A 23,468-nucleotide genomic window follows, 5' to 3' on the forward strand; every position below is an offset into this window, starting at 1 on the left:
TCCTTTACATACCATTTATCCTTTCATTTAATGGCTTAAAATTTCCTCAACACTGATTAAGCTATCTTCCTCTGTAAAATACTAGCTATTTTCTTAATTTGCAGCCTCGTAAAATTTCTATAAATCAATGATAAAATCAGCATTTAGCCACCTCCTACTTTTTACACTTCTTTCACTTAACATGCTAATTACCTCTAATGCGTATGCTCAGGAAGAAATTACTTTCAGCAAAGCAGATAGCCTGAAAGGAGGATTAACTGCTGGACGTGTATGGTGGGACTTAAATTACTATCACCTGCAGGTTAAAGTTGATATTGAAAACAAATCTCTATCAGGGCAAAATGAAATCCATTATACCGTCTTGCAGCCTCAACAAACAATGCAGATTGATTTGCAAGCTCCTATGAAAATAGAACGCGTACTACAGGGCAAAAATGAACTCAGTTTCACTTCAGAAGGTGCCGCTCATTTCATTCAGTTTGATAAAAAGCAGGAAAAAGGAAAAAAAGGACAGATAACAGTTTACTTCTCAGGCCAGCCTCGTGTAGCGGAAAATCCACCATGGGATGGTGGAATTACCTGGAGCACTGATAAAAATGGTAATCCTTTTATTGCCAGCAGCAACCAGGGAATTGGGGCAAGCGTTTGGTGGCCTAACAAAGAGCACCCTTATGATGAACCGGATAGCATGTTAATAAGTGTAGATGTTCCAAAGCCTTTAATTGATGTTTCCAATGGAAAGCTGAGGGAAGTTACGGAAGCAGGTGACAGAAGAGTTTTCCACTGGTTTGTAAGTAATCCTATCAATAATTACGGAGTAAACCTCAATATTGGGGACTATGAAAACTTTGGTGAGGTGTATAATGGAGAGAAAGGCCCCCTGGAGTGCAGCTACTGGGTGCTGAGTTATAATGTTGAAAAGGCAAAAAAACAATTCAAAGATGTGCCTCGCATGCTTAAAGCTTTTGAGCATTGGTTTGGCCCTTACCCATTTTATGAAGACAGTTATAAACTGGTTGAAGCACCTTATCTAGGTATGGAGCATCAGAGTTCCGTAACTTATGGCAATAAATATAAAAATGGATACCTGGGAAGGGATTTAAGCAGCACCGGCTGGGGCTTAAAGTTTGATTTTATCATCATCCATGAGTCAGGCCATGAATGGTTTGCCAATAATATCACCAACAAAGATGTGGCCGACATGTGGATTCATGAATCATTTACACATTATTCAGAAAACCTTTTTCTGGATTATCATTACGGAACAGAAGCAGCAAACGCTTACATCCAGGGGGTAAGATCATCTATTCAGAACGACAGACCTATCATCGGCACATATGGTGTAAGCCATGAAGGCTCAGGAGATATGTATTATAAAGGAGGCAACATGCTGCACACTTTGAGGCAACTATTTGATGATGATGAAAAATGGAGAGCTACTTTGCGTGGGTTGAATAAAGAATTTTATCACCAGACTGTTAGCTCAAAACAGATTGAAAAATACCTTGAAGAAGCATATGGTAAGCCTCTCAATGGATTTTTTGATCAATATTTGCGTGATACCAGAATCCCTACCTTTACTTACCGGGTATTAAATGGTAAATTAATGTACAAGTGGGAAAACACTAATCCTGCATTTAACATTCCTATAAAAATATATATTAATGGAGAAGCTGAATGGATCACTCCTTCCTCCTTGAAATACCAGGTACTCGATGGGTTACCTGAAGAAGTAGAAATAGTAATTGATCCTAATTTCTATGTAGCAGACTTTAATCTTACCAACTAAAAAACACCAAACAAACTAAGAGACTTATCATGCAGATAATTCTCTTAGTTATTATAATCATCCCATGCTAACTGCACCCAGGGAGAATTTTTATTAGTCAGAAGAAAGTTTAAATCCAGTTTATAGCTACTGATGGCTGCTGCGGTGTACTCTTTTCTTTTCCAGTACTGCGCTCCTGCCAGGTAAGAAATACCAAAGCTTTCCCAGGAGTTGAATATTTGTCTAATTCTGGCAGCATTTTCCTCAAGTAACTGCCATGCTTCTGTCTCATTAATAAAACCTGAATAACACGCATGCCTGATCAACCATGAACACCTTCCATAATGCCAGGCCTGATCGCTCTCAGGTAAATTAAACTGGTATTTATGCACCATATCCACAACGTTAGGAATAGACTTGTCCTTTGCATTCACTTTAGTAAATGCAGTAAACTCAGCAGGACTGCTGAACTCCCACCTGTTTTGAAAAGCCTTAAGCGTTACTATTTCATCAAAATACTTTAAAGTATCTGCTAAATCACTCAGGTTATTAATTCCGTAATCCCTCTTTAATGCACGCTGGGAAGAACCCTTTAAAGCCTGAATATTCCCCTCTTTTTCAGGAAGTAAAACATCATGTCGTTCCCTGTTTTTTTGTGACAGCATACCTGAAGTAGCCAAAAGCCAAAGCTGATGCCGGTTTAAACCATCAGGATTTTCATATTTATAATATTTCATAAGGAATGTGATCTTCTTAATTTTCTATTATTAATTGAGATATTTCAGCCAAATCTTCAAAATAGCCGGGAAAAAGCTGGTTATAATCCACGCAAATCTGATGATACTTTAAGCTATTCTCTTTGTCATTTAAAGCCTCATAGGCCACTGCCATATAATGTGCCACCATAGCATGTCTGAAATGAGGTTCTTTCTGTATTTTAAAATAAGCCTTACCGGCTTCAATCGTTTTTTCCCGTTCAAAAATGCTTTCAAATCTGTTAACTATGTTTACAGTAAAACTCTCTAACCACTCAAGCCTATGCGCTTCTTTACTTTCAGCATCATCCATAGAAGCATAGTAGAAAGCAGTTTTTAACTTCCATTCAAATTCCTTCTCAATATTATCTAAACCTTCATAAGCAAAAGCAATGTAAAAACTCTTTAATGCTAACTCTGTATCATTAATCTCAGTTTGTATTTCCTCCTCAACATCATCCTCCAGCCAATCAATCAGCTCCTGATGCAATCCTAAACTTCTCATGCAGTGAAGCTTGTATTCGGTAATATCCTTAATGATCCACTCAGCCGGCAAGCTACCAAGTGTCTCAATTTGCCTGACATATTCCAAACCTTCCTCATCAAGCTCAACGTGTTTACACAGCATGGCCAGCCAGTAAAGTGTATCATGCCCCTCTGCATCTTCATAAAATCCATCTGGCTTTTTATAAGATTCAAAATTTTCCAGTTCATCTTTAACAAAGGTTCTTTTATAGTGGCTATCACCTTCAATTGCTTTATCAAACTTTATGTAATTGTAAAGAGCGGAAACACAAAACAATAACTGGTTCGTGGTTATTTCACTGGGATTTACCAGACTAAATAGCCATTTGTAGTTAGTGTAGGATTGATAATATTCCTCCACCTGAAAGCTGCAGAATGCCATTATTTTAACAGGAGAAATATGGTACCGACTATATTGCATGTAAACAGCGATGTACTTAACAGCTAAATCGTAGTATTTTAAACTTTCACATGCCTGAGAGATTGAAAAATATACATCCAGATTATCGGGATTGATTTCAAGGGCTTTTAAATAATAATCGTACGCCATTTTGAAATCATGAATGGCATGAAAATATTTCCCCATATGATAAGTAGCTACATCGCTCTCAGGAAAGCCATTATAAAAACGCCTGATCATTCCTTCTCTTGAGGCGATTTCCTCCCAGGTTAGCATATTTTCAAGATAATTCTCAAAGGCTCTGAAAATTATTTTGGCATCTTCTGTAAGAGTAAGCACTTGTTCCAGGGCCGTAAAATCTTTTTGTCCGGTAAGAATATATTGCTCATAAGCTGTTGAAAAAATCAGGAGAGCCTGTATGTCATTATCAGTAGTAGTTTCTAATTGTAGTTCATTAATTTCTTCAAACAAATGCTGATCTATCATCTGGTGGATGATATTGAGATAATATGTTTTGTCTTTCTTGATGGAGCCATCCTGTAATTGATTAGTAATAAAATGTCTGAAAGACACCGCTGTGTAAACAATGTATTCTCCATTTAGTGCATCCATTTTTTGCAGTGTGCGAAAGACATCCAAAGCCTGCGAATATTGTTTAAGTTGAAGATAGGTTTTACCCAGTAAATAATACAGTTTCTGATAAGATGGACAGATTTTTATAGCTTCGATTATACTGCTTTTTACAATCTGGTAATCCTGTGCTTCTTCATAACCACCAAGCACCTTCATGTATAAAAGATGCGCATCTTCAGGGTAAAATTCTAAAGCATAATTTAGTGTATTGAAAAATATTTCCTTTGCATTCTCCTGGTGATAGCGATAAGCAGCCATAAAAGCAATATTGACCATTTTGTGCCAAACCACCGGAACTCTTTTATTATCCGGAATTCTGGTAGCCAAACTTTTAAATGCCTGCTGATAGGTTCGCTTCTTCACGTGCTCATCTGCCTCTATCAAATATCTTATCACTATATCTTTCTCAGCCAGCGTTAAAGGAGCATCTTTTAATACTTCTATATAAATTTCAATTTCAGAATGCCCGCTTGTCAGTAAAACTTCTACTGCACCTAATTCAGGGTACTTCAGAAGGGTAACTTCCCTCCATGCAGATGACATAAACTCTTCATGAAAAGGAAAAGCTTTAATAAGCTCAGTAAGTACATCGGACTTGAGAATATAGTGGGAGCTCAAAAATTTAATGATGGGCATGCAATAGAAAGAAAGGCTTTGGGTACTGTGTTGCACCGCATTAGCTATTGCTGATTTCCATACTAACTTGTTAAAACGAATGGCGGGGTTCTCATAAACCTCCTTAAATCTTGCTATTAATGCGGTGGGCGTGTCATATATTCTATCTGAATCGAGGTAAAGAATTACATTGTCTTCATTTTCAGCTTTACCCTCAGCCAGTTTATTCAGTTCTGCAGTGGTTCTCTCTACTTTCTTAATCAAAGAGTGATAAGTTTTTAAATACTGAAAAGCCTGCGGGAGATCATCTTCAAAATTTAACTCGTGCACACTTTCCTTTAAGGCCTTAAAAATATACTCTTTATCATTTATAGGTGAAATACCCAGTTTGTCCCAATCACTCATCCTCAATATTTATTATTTTTTAGCTACTTAAGTAATAAGATTGATTACAAAAGTGTCGAAAATAAGGCAGTACTGCCTCACTGTATTTAGTGATTTTCTACTTTAGCTATTATTGGTGCAGAAATTCCGTTGATAATAAAATACATTTGTTCTTATAAAATAACTATCGCAGATGACTGCAAAAAAGCTGCGAGTGCTTTAAATTATGAGTGATAAAAATATATTTTATGTAGAAATCACAGACTTACATCAAAGTTGGATTGCAGCAGTATGTGAAACCAAAGAAACAATTGAACACTTTATCAAGCATTTACCTTTAAAAATAAAATCTTCTGCTCAAATTAAGATGTTGGATGGTAAATCGTATCCTGTTTATGCCATTGAAAGCTACAAAGGTGATAGGAACAGCTTTAAACTTGTAGATCAGGAGGAGCTTTTTGAACTCATCAGAAACCAAAAGGAGTATACTGTAGCCCATGAAGATCATATCTATTTCACCTTTTATACATTTGAAACAGATTATTTTCAACATCCAACTGAAAAAAGTTTAATGGGTGCGCTAAACCATACCCATGTAAACAATGAATATTTGCAGGAGGAAACGATCACTAAGAGTGAGTACCACTCTGAGATTTGTTCTCTGTCCGACAAGTACGATATTGATGGACTGGATAAGCTATATAAGGTTATATTAATTTCTGATAATAAAATGGCAAAATACGACCTGGCACATTATGGCTATCTAAGCATTTTATGGAACCTGCTTTATGATTATGCCTGCAACAAATTACCGGAATCAGGTTTGGGTCTGCTGCCAGATTTAGTAGAAAACTCGGAACTACTCCTTGAAAAGAAAAACTGGCAAGCACGAGTGCAGGTTGAATTTGTCTTATTGGAAAACGCATGTAAAAAACCCACTAAGGAGATAATTACCTTTTTGAGGCAGCTCATTGAATCCCTGCATCATCTGTTGGAACAGTCTCCCGAAGAGACAGAGGAAGTGTACCAGAAACAGGCCTTAGCTTATGCTATGGTTGCCAATACACTACCTTCCCAACATTCAGAATTCTGGGAAAAGGCTATTTTGGCACTTCAAAATGGCATTCATAAAAATGCTGAAACAGCAGATTGGAGCCTATACGCACGTTTGGTATTTATGCCTGCCCCTGAAATTAATTCTTACAAGAGCTCAGGTAAAAAGTTGGGAAGCATTATACAGAATTATCAGAAACTGGAACAGGAGAATTTTAAAAATCTCCTAAATAAGCACACGAATTATAATGAGAAGATGCCCTATCTCATTGCCCTAAATTTACATCAGCTAAAAGAACATATGGAATGGGAAAAAGTAAATTTGGCTTATTTCCCTGAGCAATTATACTTTTATTGGCTAGACCAAGCGATACAAAGTAAACTTCCTCCACTCAACAGAATTGACCTAAATGAGGCCTGTCATTTTTTTATACAGAAGGTGTTAGGCTTGGCAGAATAGACCTGCTGGAAAAAGCCATAGGTTTGTATGATAGAATTACTGAAAAGACTGAAGAATACTCTTATGAAATCCATTACCTGACCAAAGCTATGGAAGATATCAGTAAAATTCTATACCAATCAGGTAAAGTAGATGAAGCAAATAGCTATGTAAACAAAGCTTATCAGATTTATGCTCATTACATTGATAAAGTAAAAGACAATTATTCGGTACATCTTCACTATGCGGAATTTCTGGAAAGATGTTTTAAGTCTGGAAAGAATATCCTCAAGCCTAACTTAGCTACACTTAAAGAAATAGCCATTGCAGTGGAGAAACAAGGTAAAGGATTTTACAGCGACCCTATTTTTATGCGGATGAGAATTGCCTTATTGGAAAGCAAGGAGTATGAGGCCATATACCATCTTACAAAATCATTAATTTTGCATGAGTTGTGTATAGATAATGAAGTAGATCAGCTTATTGAGGACTATAAATCATCCGTTTATAGCAGGTTTTACCAATTTCTGATAGAAACACAGGAATTCATGCATTCAGTTAAAGAGAATTACTATTTCCACCCTCAGGTTAGGTGGGAGGCACTTTCAAATATGACTATTCTTGAAACAACTTCCTACTGGAAAGAAAGGCAAAATGAAATTAAAAGCCGACCTAAATCTTAAACTTGTATGCTATGAAATATTTGCTTCTTAAAAATTGTTCAAATTCGAATCAATATTTGTGAAAACCCCTAATTGTTTTCATTTAACAATCATTTTATTAAGCTCCTTCTTTAAAGTCTATTCTCAAACAATGGAAACTCAAATCGAAAACATTAAATCTCAAGGACGGGACAAGGTAATTGAAATAGCTTATAGTATAATTAATGATAAGCATCCTACAATTGAGCTGCTTGCCGAAGGCTATGACATAAGTATGTGGGCAAATTCAAAGGATGTTGTAGTAAAATTCAGAAGACTGTTTAAGTACTACTACCCACAGAAAAAAGGTTTACATGAAAGAACATATAGGGATTTAATATATGATGTATCGGTTAATCTTATTAACCAATATGTCAGTCCGTTGGATGACTGTTTTCTGGAGGAACGATTTTATATTTCATCCGAAGAAGAAAAAGAAAGGATTGCTTTCGTAAAAAAACATGCAGATATTATCATAACGCATAATTGCCGTGAATATGACATCTATGAATACGAAGAACACTATGATTTTTACAGTAGGTTAAATAGTTCATTCATTAATTTTAAAATTGATAAAATAACGGGGGAAAATTATGACCGAAATGAACTGAATGCTACTCCTGCTGTAACACCCGAATCTCTCTTAAGCGCTGAAGATCCACTCACCAGAATTTTTTAATTTATGTACTCTATACCTGACGAAGTAAAAAAGGAATACAAGCTATTAGCAACTGTTTTTGACAAGGTGACTAATTCTGTTTTAGAAGATAACCAATTGACAAGAATTTATTCCAAATTCAATCTATATGAAATTGAACCTTTCTATGCAGAGTTATCCAACCAAGTGATAGACCTTAATCAGGAGCTGTTTTTCACATCAGAAACTGATTTCAATCCTGAAACAGATGACTTATACGAATATCATATTAACATGGAAACTCGTAAAGTTTATTTTAAACGCTTAATACTTGGGCCAGAGACCAGCTATGAAACGGTGTATGAATACAATGAAGATTATTATAAAAGTTCTACCACGTTTATAAATTCAGAAGGCAGAAAAGCTATTAAACTGTGTTACTTGTACCATAATGAAGGAATTGCTCACTGGTATTATGAATGCACCGATTATGGACTAATTCACAAAAGCTATCGTACCGAGGGGGATAAACTCACGGGATATCAATTAAAAACAGCAGACACTAATTATTCAGCTTCAGTTGATTTTATTTATGAAGAAGATCAGCTGACAAAGATTATACAAAATAATGCTTCAGGAAACAAGCTCCTTCTTTACGTGGCAAACTTACAGAATGAGAACAAAGCTGATATCCTAACAAAACTGGAAGATTATTTGACAGAACAGATTGCAGATCAGGTTTTAAAAAATGCACATATTGATGAGCCTGTTTATTGTCTTTTGTTGGAATACTCTATGCAGCATCCATTTCCTCCCACTGTTGCACTGGGCCTTGTTTCAGAACTGGAAGATGATTTTGAGCAAGTAGAAATTTGGCAACGCTACAACGCCCCTGATATGCATTACTTTTCCGAAGATGACAGCTTAAAGGTTGATTTATATTCTGAGACAATACAATCCGCTTACCTCTTTACCGATAAGTACACAGAAGACATTTCCTGGAATGATGAAGACCAGCACGAAGCCTGGGAAAAAGAGGTTTTCCAGGTTTATCTGAATGTATGTAAGAGATTGCTACATTTTGATTTCTCTGCTTGCTTTCCCAAGTCACCCCACTTTTTGGTGATGGCGCGAGAGTTTGAACAATGCAATGAAGAGGACTTTTATAAGCAGCTTTCGGCCTATAAAAAAAACAATGAAATATGATTTTAGGAGTTTACTGGTACTTTGGTTTTCCGGAAGGTCTTTATTCTTACAATTATTTTAGATGGAAGCCGGGCTACGGTGGTCATGCTAATAATCCAGCAGAATTAGAAACGATTATTCAGAGTGAAAAACCAGAAGCACTGATTCAAGATTTTCGAGAACTAATCGGGAAGCTTCAGCAAGGCTTCATTTTCATCTACCAAAACGGACAGAACATGAAAATTGGAACAGGAAGTTTTAATCTGCATGATTTTGATTTTGTATTGATGAAACAAGTAGAGGTGATTTTACAACAACATCAAGTGCAGTTATTAGAAGAGTTTGATAATGCAGAAAGTCAGCTTATCAAAATTCACGTAAAGAAAGACCAAACTTCTCTGCCCTACCCTTCATTAAAACTACTTAAAGTAGTGAGTTCCAATATGAAAAAACACAATGCAGAAACTTCCTCATTAAGACTGGATTGTAATATACCTTTGAAAGAAAAAAATGCTTATTTGGCGGAAATAGCAAAAGTAAGCGAAGAAGAAAATATAAGTGTTTTATACTTTTCTGAAAAAAGATTTGAAGACACTATAAATCTTATGTTATTTTTCACTAATGGCCGACAGGGACTTAATTTTTCTGATATACAATATGTAAATGCAGAAAACATTGAGAGAAAAATTCAGGCTTTGGCTACTCAATTTGAGGTGGAATTTCAACATAAGGGTGGCTGGAATGCTTACCCGGTAGGTAACTACCAAATTATAAAGATGGTAGATAAAGATTTCATTATTTAAGGTGATTAAATGCTGCTTTGTTCCATTAAAATATTGATTTTTGCCTATACTGATAAAGCTTCCGATGAAATTTGAAGAATTAAAAGATATACCCGTACACTTGTTAAAATCTACGCTTGAAGTGGAATATCTTATTTTTGCTAAGGATATAATTCAGTTAGGTGGCTACTCCAACCGTACATTTCACATTAAGGAGAATTCCGGCAAAGAATTTATAACACGTGTAGCTAATCCGTTAAAAAATGAAGTACAGCTTAATAATGAAAATTATGTATTGACCCAGCTTCATCAAAAAGGGTATCATAATTGTCCGGCTGTAATTGGGACTGTAAGTGCTCTCAGTTTTTCTTACTTAATAGTAGATAAATCAAGGTACCCTCTTCAGGTTTTTGAATTCATACCAGGATCTGTCAATTACGGATGGGAAGAAAGATGCTCCGGGGCTGATTTACATACCATTTTCACCCATTTACCGGAGCTGCATAAAGAAATGAAACAAATACCTGTGCAAAATTTGAACAGAGTAAATCCAATTGCTATTGACAGTTTATTGAGCTCAGCTATAAAAAACCAGCCTATTGGTAGTTATTTAGTTGAAAAACAACATATATTTTTAAAAAAAGCAGCTCACCTCACTGAACTGCAGAATGAAATAATAAACAACTCAAATAATTTGCAATGGATACATGGTGATGTACACCTGGAAAACCTCCTCTTTTTGCCTGATAATGCAGTAGCATTTATCGATTTTGAGAACGTTCAGGTAGCCCCCTTAGAACTTGATATTATATTTTCAGCCTTCAGAATCGCTAAAATGGGTAAGGCAGATGAAAAATTAATTTATCACAAGCAGGACCTACGATTAGCATTTGAAAGCTATGCCTCACAAAATAAGAATTATGCATATTTAGCAGAACAGTTAGATTTAAAAGAGCAATTATGGAAAGCAATGTTTTGCCTGGATCAGACTTTCCTTTACCTTATCCAGGCCTATAAGGGCGTTTGGCAATTGGAAAAAGGTATTGGTTTTTTAGCATGTTTTAACGAAGTATGTGCATATGAAGAATAGGTGTCTGTATTTAATTGAGGCAAATGAGGTTGAGTTAACATTCATTAAAAAACTATGCAAAATTGCTCAATCATACGAGCAAGCTATTTTTGTGCTAAGGAACGCAGACTTGCTAAACAAGAAAAATACTAAAACAGGTGACCTCATTTCAGCACTTCACTCCATTCTAAAGTCAGAAAGCAAAACACCATTTTTTGTGATACCTTATGCTTCAAAAGGAAATGCCTGGCTTAGCTACTGGCTGAGGCTCAAATTACTTACCCCCACGTTTGAGAAAATATTTACTACTCAGGCAGAAGATGAAGAGCCCTCAAAAAAGTTTATCAATTGCGATTTTGAGCTACTGGAATTTGAACCAAAAAAAAGAAACCCAATAGTTAAAACTATTGATAGAGCTTTAAAAAGAGGACTTTTTATCACCCGGGCACAACCATTACATAACGGACATGCTGCCTTTATTGAGGAGATGGCTAATGAAAATGATGAATTCATCATTTTGCTGGCAGCCGCTGAGCAGTGTCACCAATCGAAAAACCCACTATCTGCAACTGAACGTTTGGAAATGGTGCATAGCTACTTAAATAGTTATTATACCCACAGATTCTACCTGGTTGCTTTACCTCAAAACAGCTTCACATTGGAAAACATGTATGAACTGAGCTACCTGTTACCTGATTTCCAATCGGTTTACGCCACTAATCCTGTGATTATAAGTATGTGCAATAGCATGAACATTCCTGTTAAAACATTGAAACAAAACGTAAATATCAGTGCTACTGAAATCAGAAACCGCATATTAAAAAATGAACCCTGTGGAGCAATGCTCCCTCCTCTCATTCTGAGTTACCTTGAAAAAATCAGTTTCCAAGAACGATTACGTCTAATTAACCATCAATACCAACGCTGATTATGTGTGGAATAGGCGGCATATTATTTTCAAAAGACTCAGATGAGCCATTGCTTAAAAGGGTTAAGCAAATAGAGCAGGCACAATTACATCGTGGGCCGGATGACAGGCAAACTGCAGTACATCAAAACCATGCCTTTTGCCATCAGAGACTGGCACTGCTGGATGAGAAAGGAGGAAAACAACCTTTTTATGATGCTTCAGAGAGATATTTGATTGTTTATAATGGAGAGATCTACAATTATGAAGACTTACGTAAAGAATTATCAAATGCTTATCAATTTATTACCAGGTCTGATACAGAAGTAGTTCTTGCAGCTTACCTTGTGTGGGGAGAAGATTGTTTGAACAGGTTTATAGGAATGTTTTCCTTTCTAATTTGGGACACACACACCGAAACTGCTTTTGCTGCGGTAGACCCACTCAGTGTTAAGCCTTTTGTTTACTATCAGGCAGGAGAAGAATTTGTTTTTGCTTCGGAAGTGAAAGGAATACTTGCCAGTTTGGATAGAAAGCCTTCAATCTGTATTGAAGCTCTGACGGAATATGTGGTTGCACCTATGCTCAGTGGGGTGGAAAACACTATTTACAGGGGCATTGCTATTCTTCAAGGAGGCGAAAAACTTCATATCTCTAAAGATAAAGTAGTTAGAAGCAGCTACTACAATTTTACACAAAGACAGGGGGCTTCAACCCGCGAACAATTCATCAGGTATCTTGGCTATAATCTTGAAGAAAGTATCAAAATGGCTTTAAAAGCTGACTTTCCTGTAGCGAGTTTCTTCAGTGGCGGATTGGATTCCTCAATACTTAGTGCTCTCGCTCTCAGAAACAAAACTGCGGGTCATCGTGCTTTTACTGTTAAGTTTCAGGACCATGAAAAAATCATTTTTAGTAAAAGCAGTATTGTCAACTCTGATGATTTTCCATATGCTAAGCAATTAGCAGAAGATTTAAAGCTGCCAATGCAAGCTGTTACTATGACTAACAAAAGTATTCTAAGTGCATTAAATAATTTAGCAATTATCAACGACAGAATTCCTGCCTGGGAGCAGGAATTCTCGCAACACTTTCTTTCGCAAGCCGCTTCAAAAGATTTTAAAGCTGTACTGGTGGGCGATGCTGCAGATGAAACCAATTATGGTTATTTCTTCCTGCTTAATCCACAAGTAAATCATAGTCCTTCAGGTTTGCTACAAAGGTTCGGAGGGGAGCAACGTGCCAGCTTGCTATCCAAAAAAATCCAAAAAGAAATTCATCCTACTGCTTTTCTGAATAAAAAATATACTCAGCTGGTAGAAAGAAACGGCTTTAGTTTTAGCGGCAATCAGCAGGATAAAATATTAGCCATGAGCTGTCTGATTTATAAACGCTGGCTGGGTAGGTTGCTCCACAATGGTGATATTCATTCGATGAATTTCGGCCTGGAGGCAAGGGTACCTTTTGCAAATAAAAACTTGCTGGAAGTGGTAAGCCATATAGGCCCTGAAATGGGATTTAAAAATGAAAATGAGAAATATTTATTAAGAATGGTTGCTAAAAACTGGCTGCCCGATTATATCACCAACCGAAAGAAATCTGCCCTACCGAGAGATCCAAGGCTGGGAGCAAAGTATCAGGCTGTACTTAAAAGCTTGCTTCTGCAAATGGATGATTTTGTAGAAGATTATCTCAATTTAAATACTTTAAGTGCACTTTGTGAATTAAAAACCATTGAAGAAAACGACAGAATGATGCTTTTTAACATGATTTGCTTATTAAAAAGAGTACAACATGATGCAGAATAATAAAAGGATACTTTTTGTGACCATCCCTGAAAAAGGACATATAAATCCCATGATCGGTGTGGCACAGGCGTTACAGAAGTATGGGTGCAATTTAGCTTTCTTTGCAGTGGCCGATATCAGCGAACAAATCAAAAAAGCAGGTCTTGATATTCCTGTATACTTTGATAAGCACCCTAAATCAGATAAAGAAGCTTTCTTAACCAGGGGAAAAGCCTTTGCAGAGAAAATTAAGAACAAAGAATGGATGCAGCAGTGGATTAAAACTTTATTGATAGATGCTGTACCTGAGCAAATCCCTGTTTTAGAGAAGGTAATTGATGATTTTCAACCGACTCTGATTGTTACCGACCCGATGATGTATGCCGCTGCTTTAGTGGCAGAAAGTAAAAAAATTCCCTGGGCAGGTATTTCCTCCTCTCTTAATCCTATTACTCCTGACAATTGGAGCTGCGAGCTGACTGAAACACTTACTTTATACCAAAAAGAAAGGGAACAACTATTTCAAAAATCTGCTCAAACTCCACATTTTAAAATAAGCGATTTGATTTCACCCTGGCTCAATATTGTATTTTCCACTGAAGCTTATATCCCTCGCTGGTTGAGCCAAAATGATTTCTCTTTTTATGTGGGAACTTCTTTCAATGAAAAGAATAGAGGAGATGAGCAGGATTTCCCTTTTCACCTGCTAAAACCGAATTGTAAAAAAGTTTATATGTCACTGGGAAGCCAGGTTTATTATCATCCGCATCTGTTTAAAGCCGTTCAGGAAGCTTTGATGGACACAGAGGTGCAACTCATTTTTGCGGTGAATGAGTTAATGAATACCGACTTCATCCATGAACTAAATGAGAATGTAATTGCAGTTACTTATGCTCCCCAACTAGAATTACTTCCTCATATTGACTTAATGATCAGCCATGGAGGTGCTAACTCTGTAATGGAATGTCTGGCACATGGGAAACCAATTGCCCTCTTCCCACTCTGTAATGACCAGTTTTTGCAGGCCAGGTTTATACAAGAGGCAAAAGTAGGAAAGGTTTTGGATACTGAAACTCCTGATGTAAAAACCTATAAAAAACAGTTACTACTACTTTTAAATGAGGATACGGCTGAAGTTAAAAATGCCAGAATAATCGGAAAATCGTTTGCCCAACATAATGGGCCCGAAGAAGCAGCTCAATTGATTCTTGAACTAGCTAAGCATAAAAAACCATTAAAACCTGAACTTCCTCTTGAAAAATAAATATCTCATTATATCGCCCCACTTAGATGATGCTGTTTTAAGCTGTGGTGCTTCAATGGCTCAATGGAAGGAAGAAGGAGCAGAAGTACTAGTGGCCAGTATTTTCAGTTCGTGTGCAGAATACAATGAAAAGATGAATGCTGTTTATCAAAATAGAAGAAAGCAGGATATTGAAGCATTATCTTTTTTAGGTGTTAAAGCTATTCATCTTGACTTTACGGATGCCCCGTTTCGCAACGGCAATTATCATAGTTTCTCAACTATTTTGTTTAATCATAATGCCGAAGATAAAGAGTTGGAAAAATCGATCGCATTAGCCATATCAAAACTTCTACATGAAATAAAACCTAATCAGGTCTGTTTCCCACTTGGGGTGGGCGGTCATATTGATCATCATTTGGTACATAAAAGCAGCTACCATACTGATTTTGAGGCTTTAAAAATCCAATTTTACGAGGAATTGCCCTATGCATTAGTACCAGGCTGGACAGAAATAAGGCTACAAAAATTAGGCTATGCATATGAATTATACCCTTTACTAAACCTGCCATCTAGCCTTTTGGATATTAAGCTGCCTTTTGTCCATAATTACACCATGGATGAGATCGACAAAAAAGCCAGTAACCTTCTATATCTGGAGGAATTGAATTCATTGAAGACTGAGAAGGTTATTACCAGCAAACTCACTAGAGAGAAATCCTATTTCGACAAGCACTTTTTTAAGAAGAAATGTGAAGCGATTCTGTACTACCAAACAGAGTGGCCAAGCTTATTTGGTGATGCTAAAAATATTAAAACAATACTAAACCCCGATTCCGGAGAAGCTTACTCAGAATCGTTTTGGAAGAAAAACTGACACTATGGAATTTATTACAAAATCATCAGAATCAATAGAAGATACCCCTTTGAAAGTACTCCGCCAGACTCGTTCCTCTGAAAGTGATCTGGTAGATAGTTGGCTGAGCGAAACAGAAGAGGTCGAATCAGCAAAGCATGGAGTGGTAGATTTAAAAATATCACCTAATGGCTTATTTGGTGAAGTGGAAGTAAACCTTAGTCAAGATCTGGAACATCATACTTTTTCGGCTTACGAAGCCATTTTTAATGCTTTACACAATTTTCCTGACTACCAACTATTAAGAATCTGGAATTATGTACCTCAGATTTTGGCAGCTTCTGAAAACCCGGACTTCAAAAATAATTATGAAGCATTTAATAGCGGGAGGTTTAAGGCTTTTAAAAAGTACTTCGGCCCACAGTTCAACACCTCAATGATGCCTTCTGCAAGTGCGGTAGGCAGCCATTCAAACTGCCTCCGAATTGAGTTTTTAGCAGTAAAAAGTGAAATAACTTTTCTGGAAAATAAAGAACAGACTGCGGCCAGAAATTATTCGGAAAAATACGGTCAGCGCCCTCCACTTTTTAGCCGGGGTGCCATTTATAAAAACCTGCAACAGACTTTACTCATTTCATCAGGTACAGCAAGTGTTGTGGGAGAAGATTCTATCTATTCTGACCTGTATGATCAGTTAAATCAAAGCATTCTCAACCTCCGCATTTTAGGAAGCCAGTTTAACTTAAAACGTTATGCTATTGATTATGGGTTTGCGCTGGAAGATGCTGTTTTGCTCCGTACCTACTACAAAAATAAGGAAGATGAAGACTTCTTACGAAAGTATTTAAAGAAACTCGTTTCTCCTGATTGTAAGCTCTCCTTTATGCAAGCTGATATTTGCAGAGATGAACTTTTGGTAGAGATTGAAGCCATCTTTGTAAAAAAGGGGGAGTTTGAGCAAAATGGAAAGGAAAAATATACCTTAAATGATGTGGGTAAAATCAGAACAGAATCATTTGAGCTGCACATAGCCGAGCATTGTAACCTCCGTTGCCGGGACTGTTGCAATATTTCTCCACTCAACCCGCAAAAATTTATGTCAGTGGCAGAGATTGAAGAAATATGCAAATTTTTAAAAGACACCATTCAGCCTGACCTCTTTAAAATAGCAGGAGGAGAACCCACTTTGCACCCGAAGATAGATGAGATTATCAGGGTTATTAAGCATTATGAGATAGCATCTCAAATCAGGGTGGTTTCAAATGGTTTATTAGTGCATAGGATGTCCGAATACTTTTGGCAGGAAATTGATCAGTTGACCATTTCCAACTACAAAAGTGCTCCAGTGAAGCAAAGAAGTCTGGATTTAATCAAAGAGAAAGCCAAGCAATATGGTTTTGTTACCAATGTTAAGTATGTAGAGCAGTTCAATGAAATTTTCGTGAAAGAACCTTTTAGCGACCCTACAGAAATTCAGCGCATTTATGACGATTGCTGGATGCGCCACAGATGCCACATTATCCGCAATGGACGCTTTTACAAATGCACCCGCGCAGCCTATATGGATGACTATTTAGGTATACTTAAAATCGATCCGCAATTAGAGCATTCTACCTATTCTGAAGCTGATGGACTTGACATTACAGCACCTGATTTTAAAGAGAAAGCTCTTCATTATCTCAATAATAAAAAACCATTAGCCTCCTGCCGCTATTGTTTAGGTGTTTCCGGCAGTTTGCGAGATAATGTGCAATTGAGTAAAAAGGAGATTAAGGAGATGGTGGAGTGAGGGAGTAAGTCTGAGAAAAGGTTCTGTGAGCCACAGAACCTGGGGATAATGTACTTTACACCATACAAAAATTTGCTAAGCAATGCCATTTATAATTCACGTTTGCACCGCGAATTTCTGAAATAGGCTTTGTAAAGCCTTAAAGTATTAATTACGATTGAAATACCTTTTATTAAAGCAGTTTAAAAGCAGTTCTTGATACACCTCACCTCCTATTCCACCTGTACCTGATATTAATTTCATGGTTATTAAAACTTAAATTTTTTGCATGCTTACCCAACATCATTTCGTAAACATAGGCTAGTTTAAATCCATTAAGAAAAGGAAAACCAATCATAAAGTTCATCCTTGAAACTGATCTATAGCCAGCTCCAATCATTAACTTCTCCTTAAATTCAAGCATTAAATGACCATCCAGTTGCACAGGTGCTCCTTGTACATACTTGATAAGAGAGTTCACCTGTACCTTAGTAAAATGACCTGTAAATATTTCATAGCCTGCATTCATCAAAAGATGCATATCCTTATTCAGGTTTTTTCTTTCCCAGCCTGTTAATACTTCAGGCACAGATAAGCCCGCAAAAAATCTATCCTTGCTATAATAAACTCCCACCCCAAAGCTTGGAGAAACAAAATTCACATTCTTCTCAAAATTAGGATCATTATCTATATTCAAGCTCGAAAGCCTTTCATTATAGAAGGCAGCACCTGCCCTGATTCCAAATGACAATACATGCGGATGATAGCCCCACGAAGTGTAAGCATTGCGGTTTTTTGAAATTAGTTTATAGGAGTAGCTTCCATAAATTCCATTAGTATTTGAAACACCAATCCTATCGCTATAAGCATTAGCTCCAAATGCTACATTTGGATGCAAAGCTTGCCCATGAGCTGAAAAAGCCATAGACATTGGCGCTCCCTCCACATTATTCAAATTTCCTTTAGCCATGAAATTGAATACAGGATCTACAGCAAAGCCGGCATAAGCAGGGTTAATGGAAAAGGGATCAAACAGGTAATTATAGCTGGCAGGTAATTGCTGAGCCTGAATTTTAATAGTAATTAGTAAAACGGATAGTGTTAGTAAAATTCTTCTCATGATTTCTCTTTTTTGAATATTAGTCTCCATTACTCCACTCCTATTTCTTTAAAACAATGAAGCCTTTTATAGGCTCTTCTTCAGGATCTAACTGAATATAATAGTAGTAAGTACCTTCAGGGAGTTCACCTGCACCCATTTTAATATTTCTGTTGGCAAGGCCACTAAAGCTACGGGATGTGTTATTGTAGCTTTTTATAGAAAAAATGATGTTACCCCACCTGTTATGAACAATTACCTCATTATTCGGATAATTTTCTATACCGGCTATTACCCAGGTATCGTTAATACCATCATAATCCGGTGAAAATCCTTTTGGGATAACAATTCTTTCTACTTCAATAGTAATATCATCTTCCGTTACGCAGCCAGAAGTATCGGTAAATGTTACAGTATACGTGGTACTTTTTTCTGGTGAAGCTACAGGATTTGGAATATCGGAGTTACTGAGACCTACATCCGGTGACCAGCTATAGGTACCTTCCTGTGAGGCAAAGGCATCCAACTGATGACTTTCACCAATAGAAATTCTGGCATCAGCACCTGCATCTACCTCCGGAAAGAGACTTGCTGGAACTTTCAGATTAAATTTACAGGTACTTAGTTGTCCGTTATTGTCTTCCACAGTAACTGCGGCCACGGTATTTTCAAGTATCACCGTTCCTGCTTCCGGACTTTGAGTTATCATGCTGATTTCTGCACAGTCACTTTCAGCCGCTATTAATTCAGTAAAATCAGGCACTACTACTTCGCAATTTTCAGCAGCGGTCAACTCCTGATCGGGTAAACAGGCAAAATCAGGAGCTTCTCCTCCAGATGTTTTAAGTAAGAAACTACATTCCGAGCTATTTCCAGAAGCATCTGTTACTGATATGGTGATAGTAGTTTCTCCTGTAAATTCAGTTCCTGCTTCAGGAGTTTGACTCAATACAGGGTTTTCATCCCGGTTATCTGAAACTGTTATTTCTCCCAGAAAATCCGGTACCTCTGTCACTGCACAGTCGACTTGCTGATCCGGCAGACAAGAAATTTCAGGAGCTTCAATGTCTGGATTATTTGTAACTTCAAAAGTACAGGTTTGGGTATTTCCGCTGGCATCTGTAGCAGTTAAGGTGACAATCATATCAGTAGTAAATACTGTACCCGCTACTGGTGACTGCGTAATAACAGGAGCATTATCACAATCATCGGTGACTGTAGAGTTTGTATAATCAGGAAGGCTTTCCCCGGGAACTAAACTTTGCTCTGCCGGGCAGGTGATAGATGGCGCCTTGGTATCTTCTTCCCGAATCACTGTAAAAGTACAGGTATTAGTATTTCCCGCACCATCTTTGGCTGTCATAGTAATGGTCATTCCATCAGTAAAAGGGCTTCCGGATGCTGGTGTTTGAGAAATAACAGGTTCGGGATCCATATTATCCGAGACACTTACCAAATCAGTATAATCAGGGATTTCTGTAATGACACAAGACAAACTTTGATCTGTTGGACAGTCAATCTCAGGAGCTTCATTATCAATGGAAACTTCAACTGTAAAAGTGCAACTTTCAATATTTCCCTGTGCATCTTCTGCCGTAAGGGTTATTATTGTTTCTTCAGTAAATTCAGTCCCAATGGAAGGAGATTGACTAACAGCTACATTAGCATCACAATTATCACTCACGGTGGCCAGAGATGTATAATTTGGCAAATTAGAACCGATTGTTAAGGATTGATTTTCAGGACAAGTGATTTCTGGTGATTCATCATCTTCCCCATCAGAAAGTGTAATTTCTTTAGTGAAAAAACAATCTGCAGATACTTCAACTCTTAGCCTATAAATTCCCTCTTGTAAATTTTCGAGTATAGCATCTTCTCCTATTAACTCATCTTCCTCGTTATACCATTTAAAATCAACGTTAGGTATGGAAGAGCCCCCCTCCAAAACTGCATCTGAAGCCCCGGGACAGCTTACTTCTTGGCCAACAGAAATAGTTACTGCATTGGTCTCCTTACCGTAATCGTATATTATCCAATCAAAATCATCAATGATAGTCTGCCTGAATTCTTCCGCTTCGGGCGTGAATCTGGAATTACCTCCATGAAATACTAAACCATCTTGAAGGTTTAATTCCGACCATCCTTCTAAAGTGGCAGAATAATTACATAGTGAAAGACCACTACCATTTAAAAACAGGCCGATGTTTTCCACCTTTGAAATATCCCAATTTCCAAGGTTCTGATCAAAAGCCGGTGAATCTTTGAAGGTGGAATACATATTTTCCACCTTACTGACCTCCCAGGCTCCAATATCCTGATTAAAATTGGTAGCTTCAGAAAACATAAAATACATAGTGGTGTTTTTACTAACATCCCACTCGCTTATATCCTGATTAAAATTTGAGGCATGTCTGAACATTTCATTCATTATGGTAACATTGCTTACATCCCAATCGGAAATATTAGAATTAAATGAAGAGGCACCATAAAAAGCAGCTCTCATGGAGGTGACATTGCTAACCTGCCAATCATTTAAGTCCTGATTAAAACTGGAAGCAAATGAAAAAAGCGAGTTAAAATTGGTAACATTCGATACATCCCAGTCTCCAATATCGGTGTTAAATGAAGAGGCCTGATAGAACATATGATTCATATCAGTAACATTTGATAAATCGGGTACATCATTAGCAGGAATAGTCAAATTAGTACAACCATTAAACATATCTTCCATTGATTGCCATTCTGCATCGCCCCATTGTTCTACTGTTAATAATTTTTCAGCATCTGTATTATATGAATTAAAGAGAAAGTGTGTGATTGAATTAGGTAAATAAACTTTATATCGACCTGCAACTGGAAAAGTAATTATATTAGTTCCTGCCGCATCTTCAACAATCCCATTAACAGATGGATCATCTAATTTCTCCCAATGTATATCATAGGGGCCTCCAAAAGCAATCAACTGAATCTGGTCATCGTTAGTGTACCCTTCTTCTTCAGTATCCCAGGTAGTGACAAAGGCAGTTTCAAGATCAAATGAAGTTTTAATATCTTCAATAGAATAAATTTCCCCTGTATTATCTGCCTCATCTTCAAAATATAAATGAATATCATACTCTGTGCTGGATTTTAATCCTTCTATCAATTTGGTAAACTCAGTATTTGCTGCATTTAAGGGGAATTCACCATGAAGAACTGCATCCGAGCCTAAATTTATAGTTTCATAATCAACGGAATAATTAGTGCTACTTTCAAAAACAGCAAAATGAATCTTCCCTTTTTCCTTAGCTTTTACATTAAGTGAAAAGCCCTCAGTAGTAACATCCTCAACCTTAGGATAATCGTCATGAAGAGGAATGGCAAAGTGATCTCCTCCAAAGACCAAATAAACGTTTCTATCATTATAATTTCTATCTGGAAAAATAAAATCGGCTTTACCGTCTCCATTAAAATCTTTTCCACCATCAATTCCTCTACCCGTTCCGGATAAATCATCAATCAGAAAGCCATTGCTTCCGTCAATTTCTTCTCTGTCAAATTCTACTGGAAAACCATCAGAAGCCCCATAAACGATGCTTATAAAATCACTACCAACAATAACAAAATCATCAATCCCATCAAAATTCAGATCTCCTGCCGGTGCCATACTATTGACAAAATCTTTCACTAAAAAGCCTGTTTCCTCGTCAAAATCAGCCCTCATCAATGCGGCAGGGAAAGGATTCTCTGATCCAAAAATGACATTATTTTCGGAAAAGCAATCATCTATTCCATCTCCATTAATATCTCCTAAACTTCCTACATAAGAAATAAAACCGTTATCTCGATTATCAATTAAAAAGCCATCACTACCATCAACTTCAGTAATATTAATTAATGGGTCAAATGAATCACTTTTACCGAATAAGGCGTAACTTATCTTTTTATCATCAGAACCTCCACTATAGGCATTCCAACTACCAATCAAAATATCATTGTTTCCATCATTATTGATGTCTCCTGCTCCACCTACCGTATAAGAAGCTCTTGAGGCAGGGAATTCACTAGTACTGAATCCTTTTATTCCATCAAGATAGGCTTCATCAATCTCCGCAGGGAAGTTATCAGAGCGACCAAAAATTATACGTGAACTGCCCGACCAATGCGGTGTTCCTATAATAAAATCATTAATTCCGTCTCCGTTAACATCGCCTAGGCCAGCAACTGAGTTACTACCATAAAACTTTATTCGAAATCCGTTGCTTCCATCAATTTCCGAGGATTTAATAAGTGAAGGGAAAGAATTTCGTCCATATAACACTATCATATCCTTTGCTAATTGATCACTTCCAATGATCACATCATCAATTCCATCACCATTTATGTCTCCTACGCCTGCATTTGCCCCTCCTCTTCTTTCATCTTCTGCAACTCCTTCTACCACAAAACCATTATCTCCGTCTAGACTGTTTAGGTCAAAATTATCCTCAAATTCCTCTTCAGTACCAAAAACTATATATACTCTGCCTGTGAAATCATTTCCATCAATTACAGCATAATCACTTGAAATAGCTATATCTTCTAAATCATCATTATTAATATCTCCAATAAACTTTACGTCATTACCAAAACTATTATTTGACCCCACTAAATCAATATTTGGAAACGTAATTCCTTTCGCTCCTTTCAGTGTGTTTTTATCTAAAACTGGCGGATAATTTTGCCCTTTCAGACTTATAGACATTGTAAGTATCAGTAAAAACACCCCAGCATTGTATAAAGAATATTTCATTTTCAGCTTAAAGATTTTGTTAAATAGATGCTATCTTCATTATATCTCAAAAGCAAAACTACCTGCTAAGCCCATCAGAAAAACCACCACA

16 protein-coding genes are annotated in these 23,468 nt (G+C 37.0%); 12 read left to right on the forward strand and 4 right to left on the reverse strand.

The window, feature by feature from the left end; all coding sequences use genetic code 11:
• The first annotated feature begins 127 nt into the window (after positions 1-127).
• The gene (locus tag IEV85_RS17830; protein WP_188465979.1) at positions 128-1,789 is read left to right on the forward strand and encodes a M1 family aminopeptidase; all 1,662 of its coding nucleotides are present in this window, start codon (positions 128-130) and stop codon (positions 1,787-1,789) included.
• A 44-nt stretch (positions 1,790-1,833) separates the two neighbouring features.
• Here the strand turns inward: IEV85_RS17830 and IEV85_RS17835 are convergent, their stop codons facing one another.
• Complete coding sequence (locus IEV85_RS17835; RefSeq protein ID WP_188465982.1) at positions 1,834-2,505, reverse strand: DUF1266 domain-containing protein; 672 nt, start codon at positions 2,503-2,505, stop codon at positions 1,834-1,836.
• A gap of 16 nt (positions 2,506-2,521) precedes the next feature.
• Positions 2,522-5,101 (reverse strand): tetratricopeptide repeat protein, encoded by a 2,580-nt coding sequence (locus tag IEV85_RS17840; RefSeq protein WP_188465984.1) that lies wholly within the window; start codon positions 5,099-5,101, stop codon positions 2,522-2,524.
• 205 nt (positions 5,102-5,306) lie between these two features.
• Between IEV85_RS17840 and IEV85_RS17845 the strand changes: the two genes are divergently transcribed.
• From IEV85_RS17845 to IEV85_RS17895, 11 genes are all read left to right on the forward strand, one after another.
• Complete coding sequence (locus tag IEV85_RS17845) at positions 5,307-6,593, forward strand: hypothetical protein (protein ID WP_188465986.1); 1,287 nt, start codon at positions 5,307-5,309, stop codon at positions 6,591-6,593.
• A 23-nt stretch (positions 6,594-6,616) separates the two neighbouring features.
• Positions 6,617-7,255, forward strand: coding sequence for a hypothetical protein (locus IEV85_RS17850; protein WP_188465988.1), 639 nt, complete (start codon positions 6,617-6,619; stop codon positions 7,253-7,255).
• A gap of 130 nt (positions 7,256-7,385) precedes the next feature.
• Positions 7,386-7,952, forward strand: a complete 567-nt coding sequence (locus IEV85_RS17855; RefSeq protein ID WP_188465990.1) for a hypothetical protein — start codon at positions 7,386-7,388, stop codon at positions 7,950-7,952.
• 3 nt (positions 7,953-7,955) lie between these two features.
• A complete protein-coding gene (locus IEV85_RS17860; RefSeq protein ID WP_188465992.1) occupies positions 7,956-9,116 on the forward strand; it encodes a hypothetical protein in 1,161 nt (386 codons plus the stop codon).
• Positions 9,113-9,898: a hypothetical protein gene (locus tag IEV85_RS17865; RefSeq protein ID WP_188465994.1), complete on the forward strand. Its 786-nt coding sequence runs from the start codon at positions 9,113-9,115 to the stop codon at positions 9,896-9,898. The genes IEV85_RS17860 and IEV85_RS17865 overlap by 4 nt, the downstream gene beginning before the upstream one ends.
• Before the next feature lie 40 nt (positions 9,899-9,938).
• Positions 9,939-10,967, forward strand: coding sequence for an aminoglycoside phosphotransferase family protein (locus tag IEV85_RS17870; RefSeq protein WP_229712643.1), 1,029 nt, complete (start codon positions 9,939-9,941; stop codon positions 10,965-10,967).
• A complete protein-coding gene (locus IEV85_RS17875; protein ID WP_188465998.1) occupies positions 10,957-11,874 on the forward strand; it encodes an adenylyltransferase/cytidyltransferase family protein in 918 nt (305 codons plus the stop codon). Before IEV85_RS17870 ends, IEV85_RS17875 begins: the two co-directional genes overlap by 11 nt.
• A 2-nt stretch (positions 11,875-11,876) precedes the next feature.
• Positions 11,877-13,661 (forward strand): asparagine synthase (glutamine-hydrolyzing), encoded by a 1,785-nt coding sequence (asnB, locus tag IEV85_RS17880; protein ID WP_188466000.1) that lies wholly within the window; start codon positions 11,877-11,879, stop codon positions 13,659-13,661.
• Positions 13,648-14,904 (forward strand): glycosyltransferase, encoded by a 1,257-nt coding sequence (locus IEV85_RS17885; RefSeq protein WP_188466002.1) that lies wholly within the window; start codon positions 13,648-13,650, stop codon positions 14,902-14,904. Before asnB ends, IEV85_RS17885 begins: the two co-directional genes overlap by 14 nt.
• Entirely contained in the window at positions 14,894-15,760 is an 867-nt protein-coding gene (locus IEV85_RS17890; RefSeq protein ID WP_188466004.1) for a PIG-L family deacetylase, read from the forward strand. Before IEV85_RS17885 ends, IEV85_RS17890 begins: the two co-directional genes overlap by 11 nt.
• A gap of 4 nt (positions 15,761-15,764) precedes the next feature.
• Positions 15,765-17,528 carry a chorismate transformation FkbO/Hyg5 family protein gene (locus tag IEV85_RS17895; protein WP_188466006.1) on the forward strand — a complete coding sequence of 588 codons (1,764 nt, stop codon included), beginning with the start codon at positions 15,765-15,767 and terminating at the stop codon, positions 17,526-17,528.
• A 205-nt stretch (positions 17,529-17,733) separates the two neighbouring features.
• On the opposite strand, the gene IEV85_RS17900 is transcribed toward IEV85_RS17895, so the two are convergent.
• Both IEV85_RS17900 and IEV85_RS17905 read right to left on the reverse strand, forming a co-directional pair.
• Complete coding sequence (locus IEV85_RS17900) at positions 17,734-18,627, reverse strand: PorP/SprF family type IX secretion system membrane protein (RefSeq protein ID WP_188466008.1); 894 nt, start codon at positions 18,625-18,627, stop codon at positions 17,734-17,736.
• 40 nt (positions 18,628-18,667) lie between these two features.
• Positions 18,668-23,377: a BspA family leucine-rich repeat surface protein gene (locus IEV85_RS17905; protein WP_188466010.1), complete on the reverse strand. Its 4,710-nt coding sequence runs from the start codon at positions 23,375-23,377 to the stop codon at positions 18,668-18,670.
• Positions 23,378-23,468: the final 91 nt, after the last annotated feature.

The organism is Marivirga lumbricoides, from assembly GCF_014636295.1.
GTDB classification, from domain to species: Bacteria; Bacteroidota; Bacteroidia; order Cytophagales; family Cyclobacteriaceae; genus Marivirga; species Marivirga lumbricoides.

Bases quoted from the DNA above. Each gene is read 5' to 3' on its own strand.
- IEV85_RS17875 (WP_188465998.1), top strand. From the start codon at position 10,957: ATGAAGAATAGGTGTCTGTATTTAATTGAGGCAAATGAGGTTGAGTTA.
- IEV85_RS17830 (WP_188465979.1), top strand. From the start codon at position 128: ATGATAAAATCAGCATTTAGCCACCTCCTACTTTTTACACTTCTTTCA.
- IEV85_RS17855 (WP_188465990.1), top strand. From the start codon at position 7,386: ATGGAAACTCAAATCGAAAACATTAAATCTCAAGGACGGGACAAGGTA.
- IEV85_RS17840 (WP_188465984.1), bottom strand. From the start codon at position 5,101: ATGAGTGATTGGGACAAACTGGGTATTTCACCTATAAATGATAAAGAG.
- IEV85_RS17905 (WP_188466010.1), bottom strand. From the start codon at position 23,377: ATGAAATATTCTTTATACAATGCTGGGGTGTTTTTACTGATACTTACA.
- IEV85_RS17865 (WP_188465994.1), top strand. From the start codon at position 9,113: ATGATTTTAGGAGTTTACTGGTACTTTGGTTTTCCGGAAGGTCTTTAT.
- IEV85_RS17895 (WP_188466006.1), top strand. From the start codon at position 15,765: ATGGAATTTATTACAAAATCATCAGAATCAATAGAAGATACCCCTTTG.
- IEV85_RS17845 (WP_188465986.1), top strand. From the start codon at position 5,307: ATGAGTGATAAAAATATATTTTATGTAGAAATCACAGACTTACATCAA.
- IEV85_RS17835 (WP_188465982.1), bottom strand. From the start codon at position 2,505: ATGAAATATTATAAATATGAAAATCCTGATGGTTTAAACCGGCATCAG.
- IEV85_RS17885 (WP_188466002.1), top strand. From the start codon at position 13,648: ATGATGCAGAATAATAAAAGGATACTTTTTGTGACCATCCCTGAAAAA.
- asnB (WP_188466000.1), top strand. From the start codon at position 11,877: ATGTGTGGAATAGGCGGCATATTATTTTCAAAAGACTCAGATGAGCCA.
- IEV85_RS17860 (WP_188465992.1), top strand. From the start codon at position 7,956: ATGTACTCTATACCTGACGAAGTAAAAAAGGAATACAAGCTATTAGCA.
- IEV85_RS17900 (WP_188466008.1), bottom strand. From the start codon at position 18,627: ATGAGAAGAATTTTACTAACACTATCCGTTTTACTAATTACTATTAAA.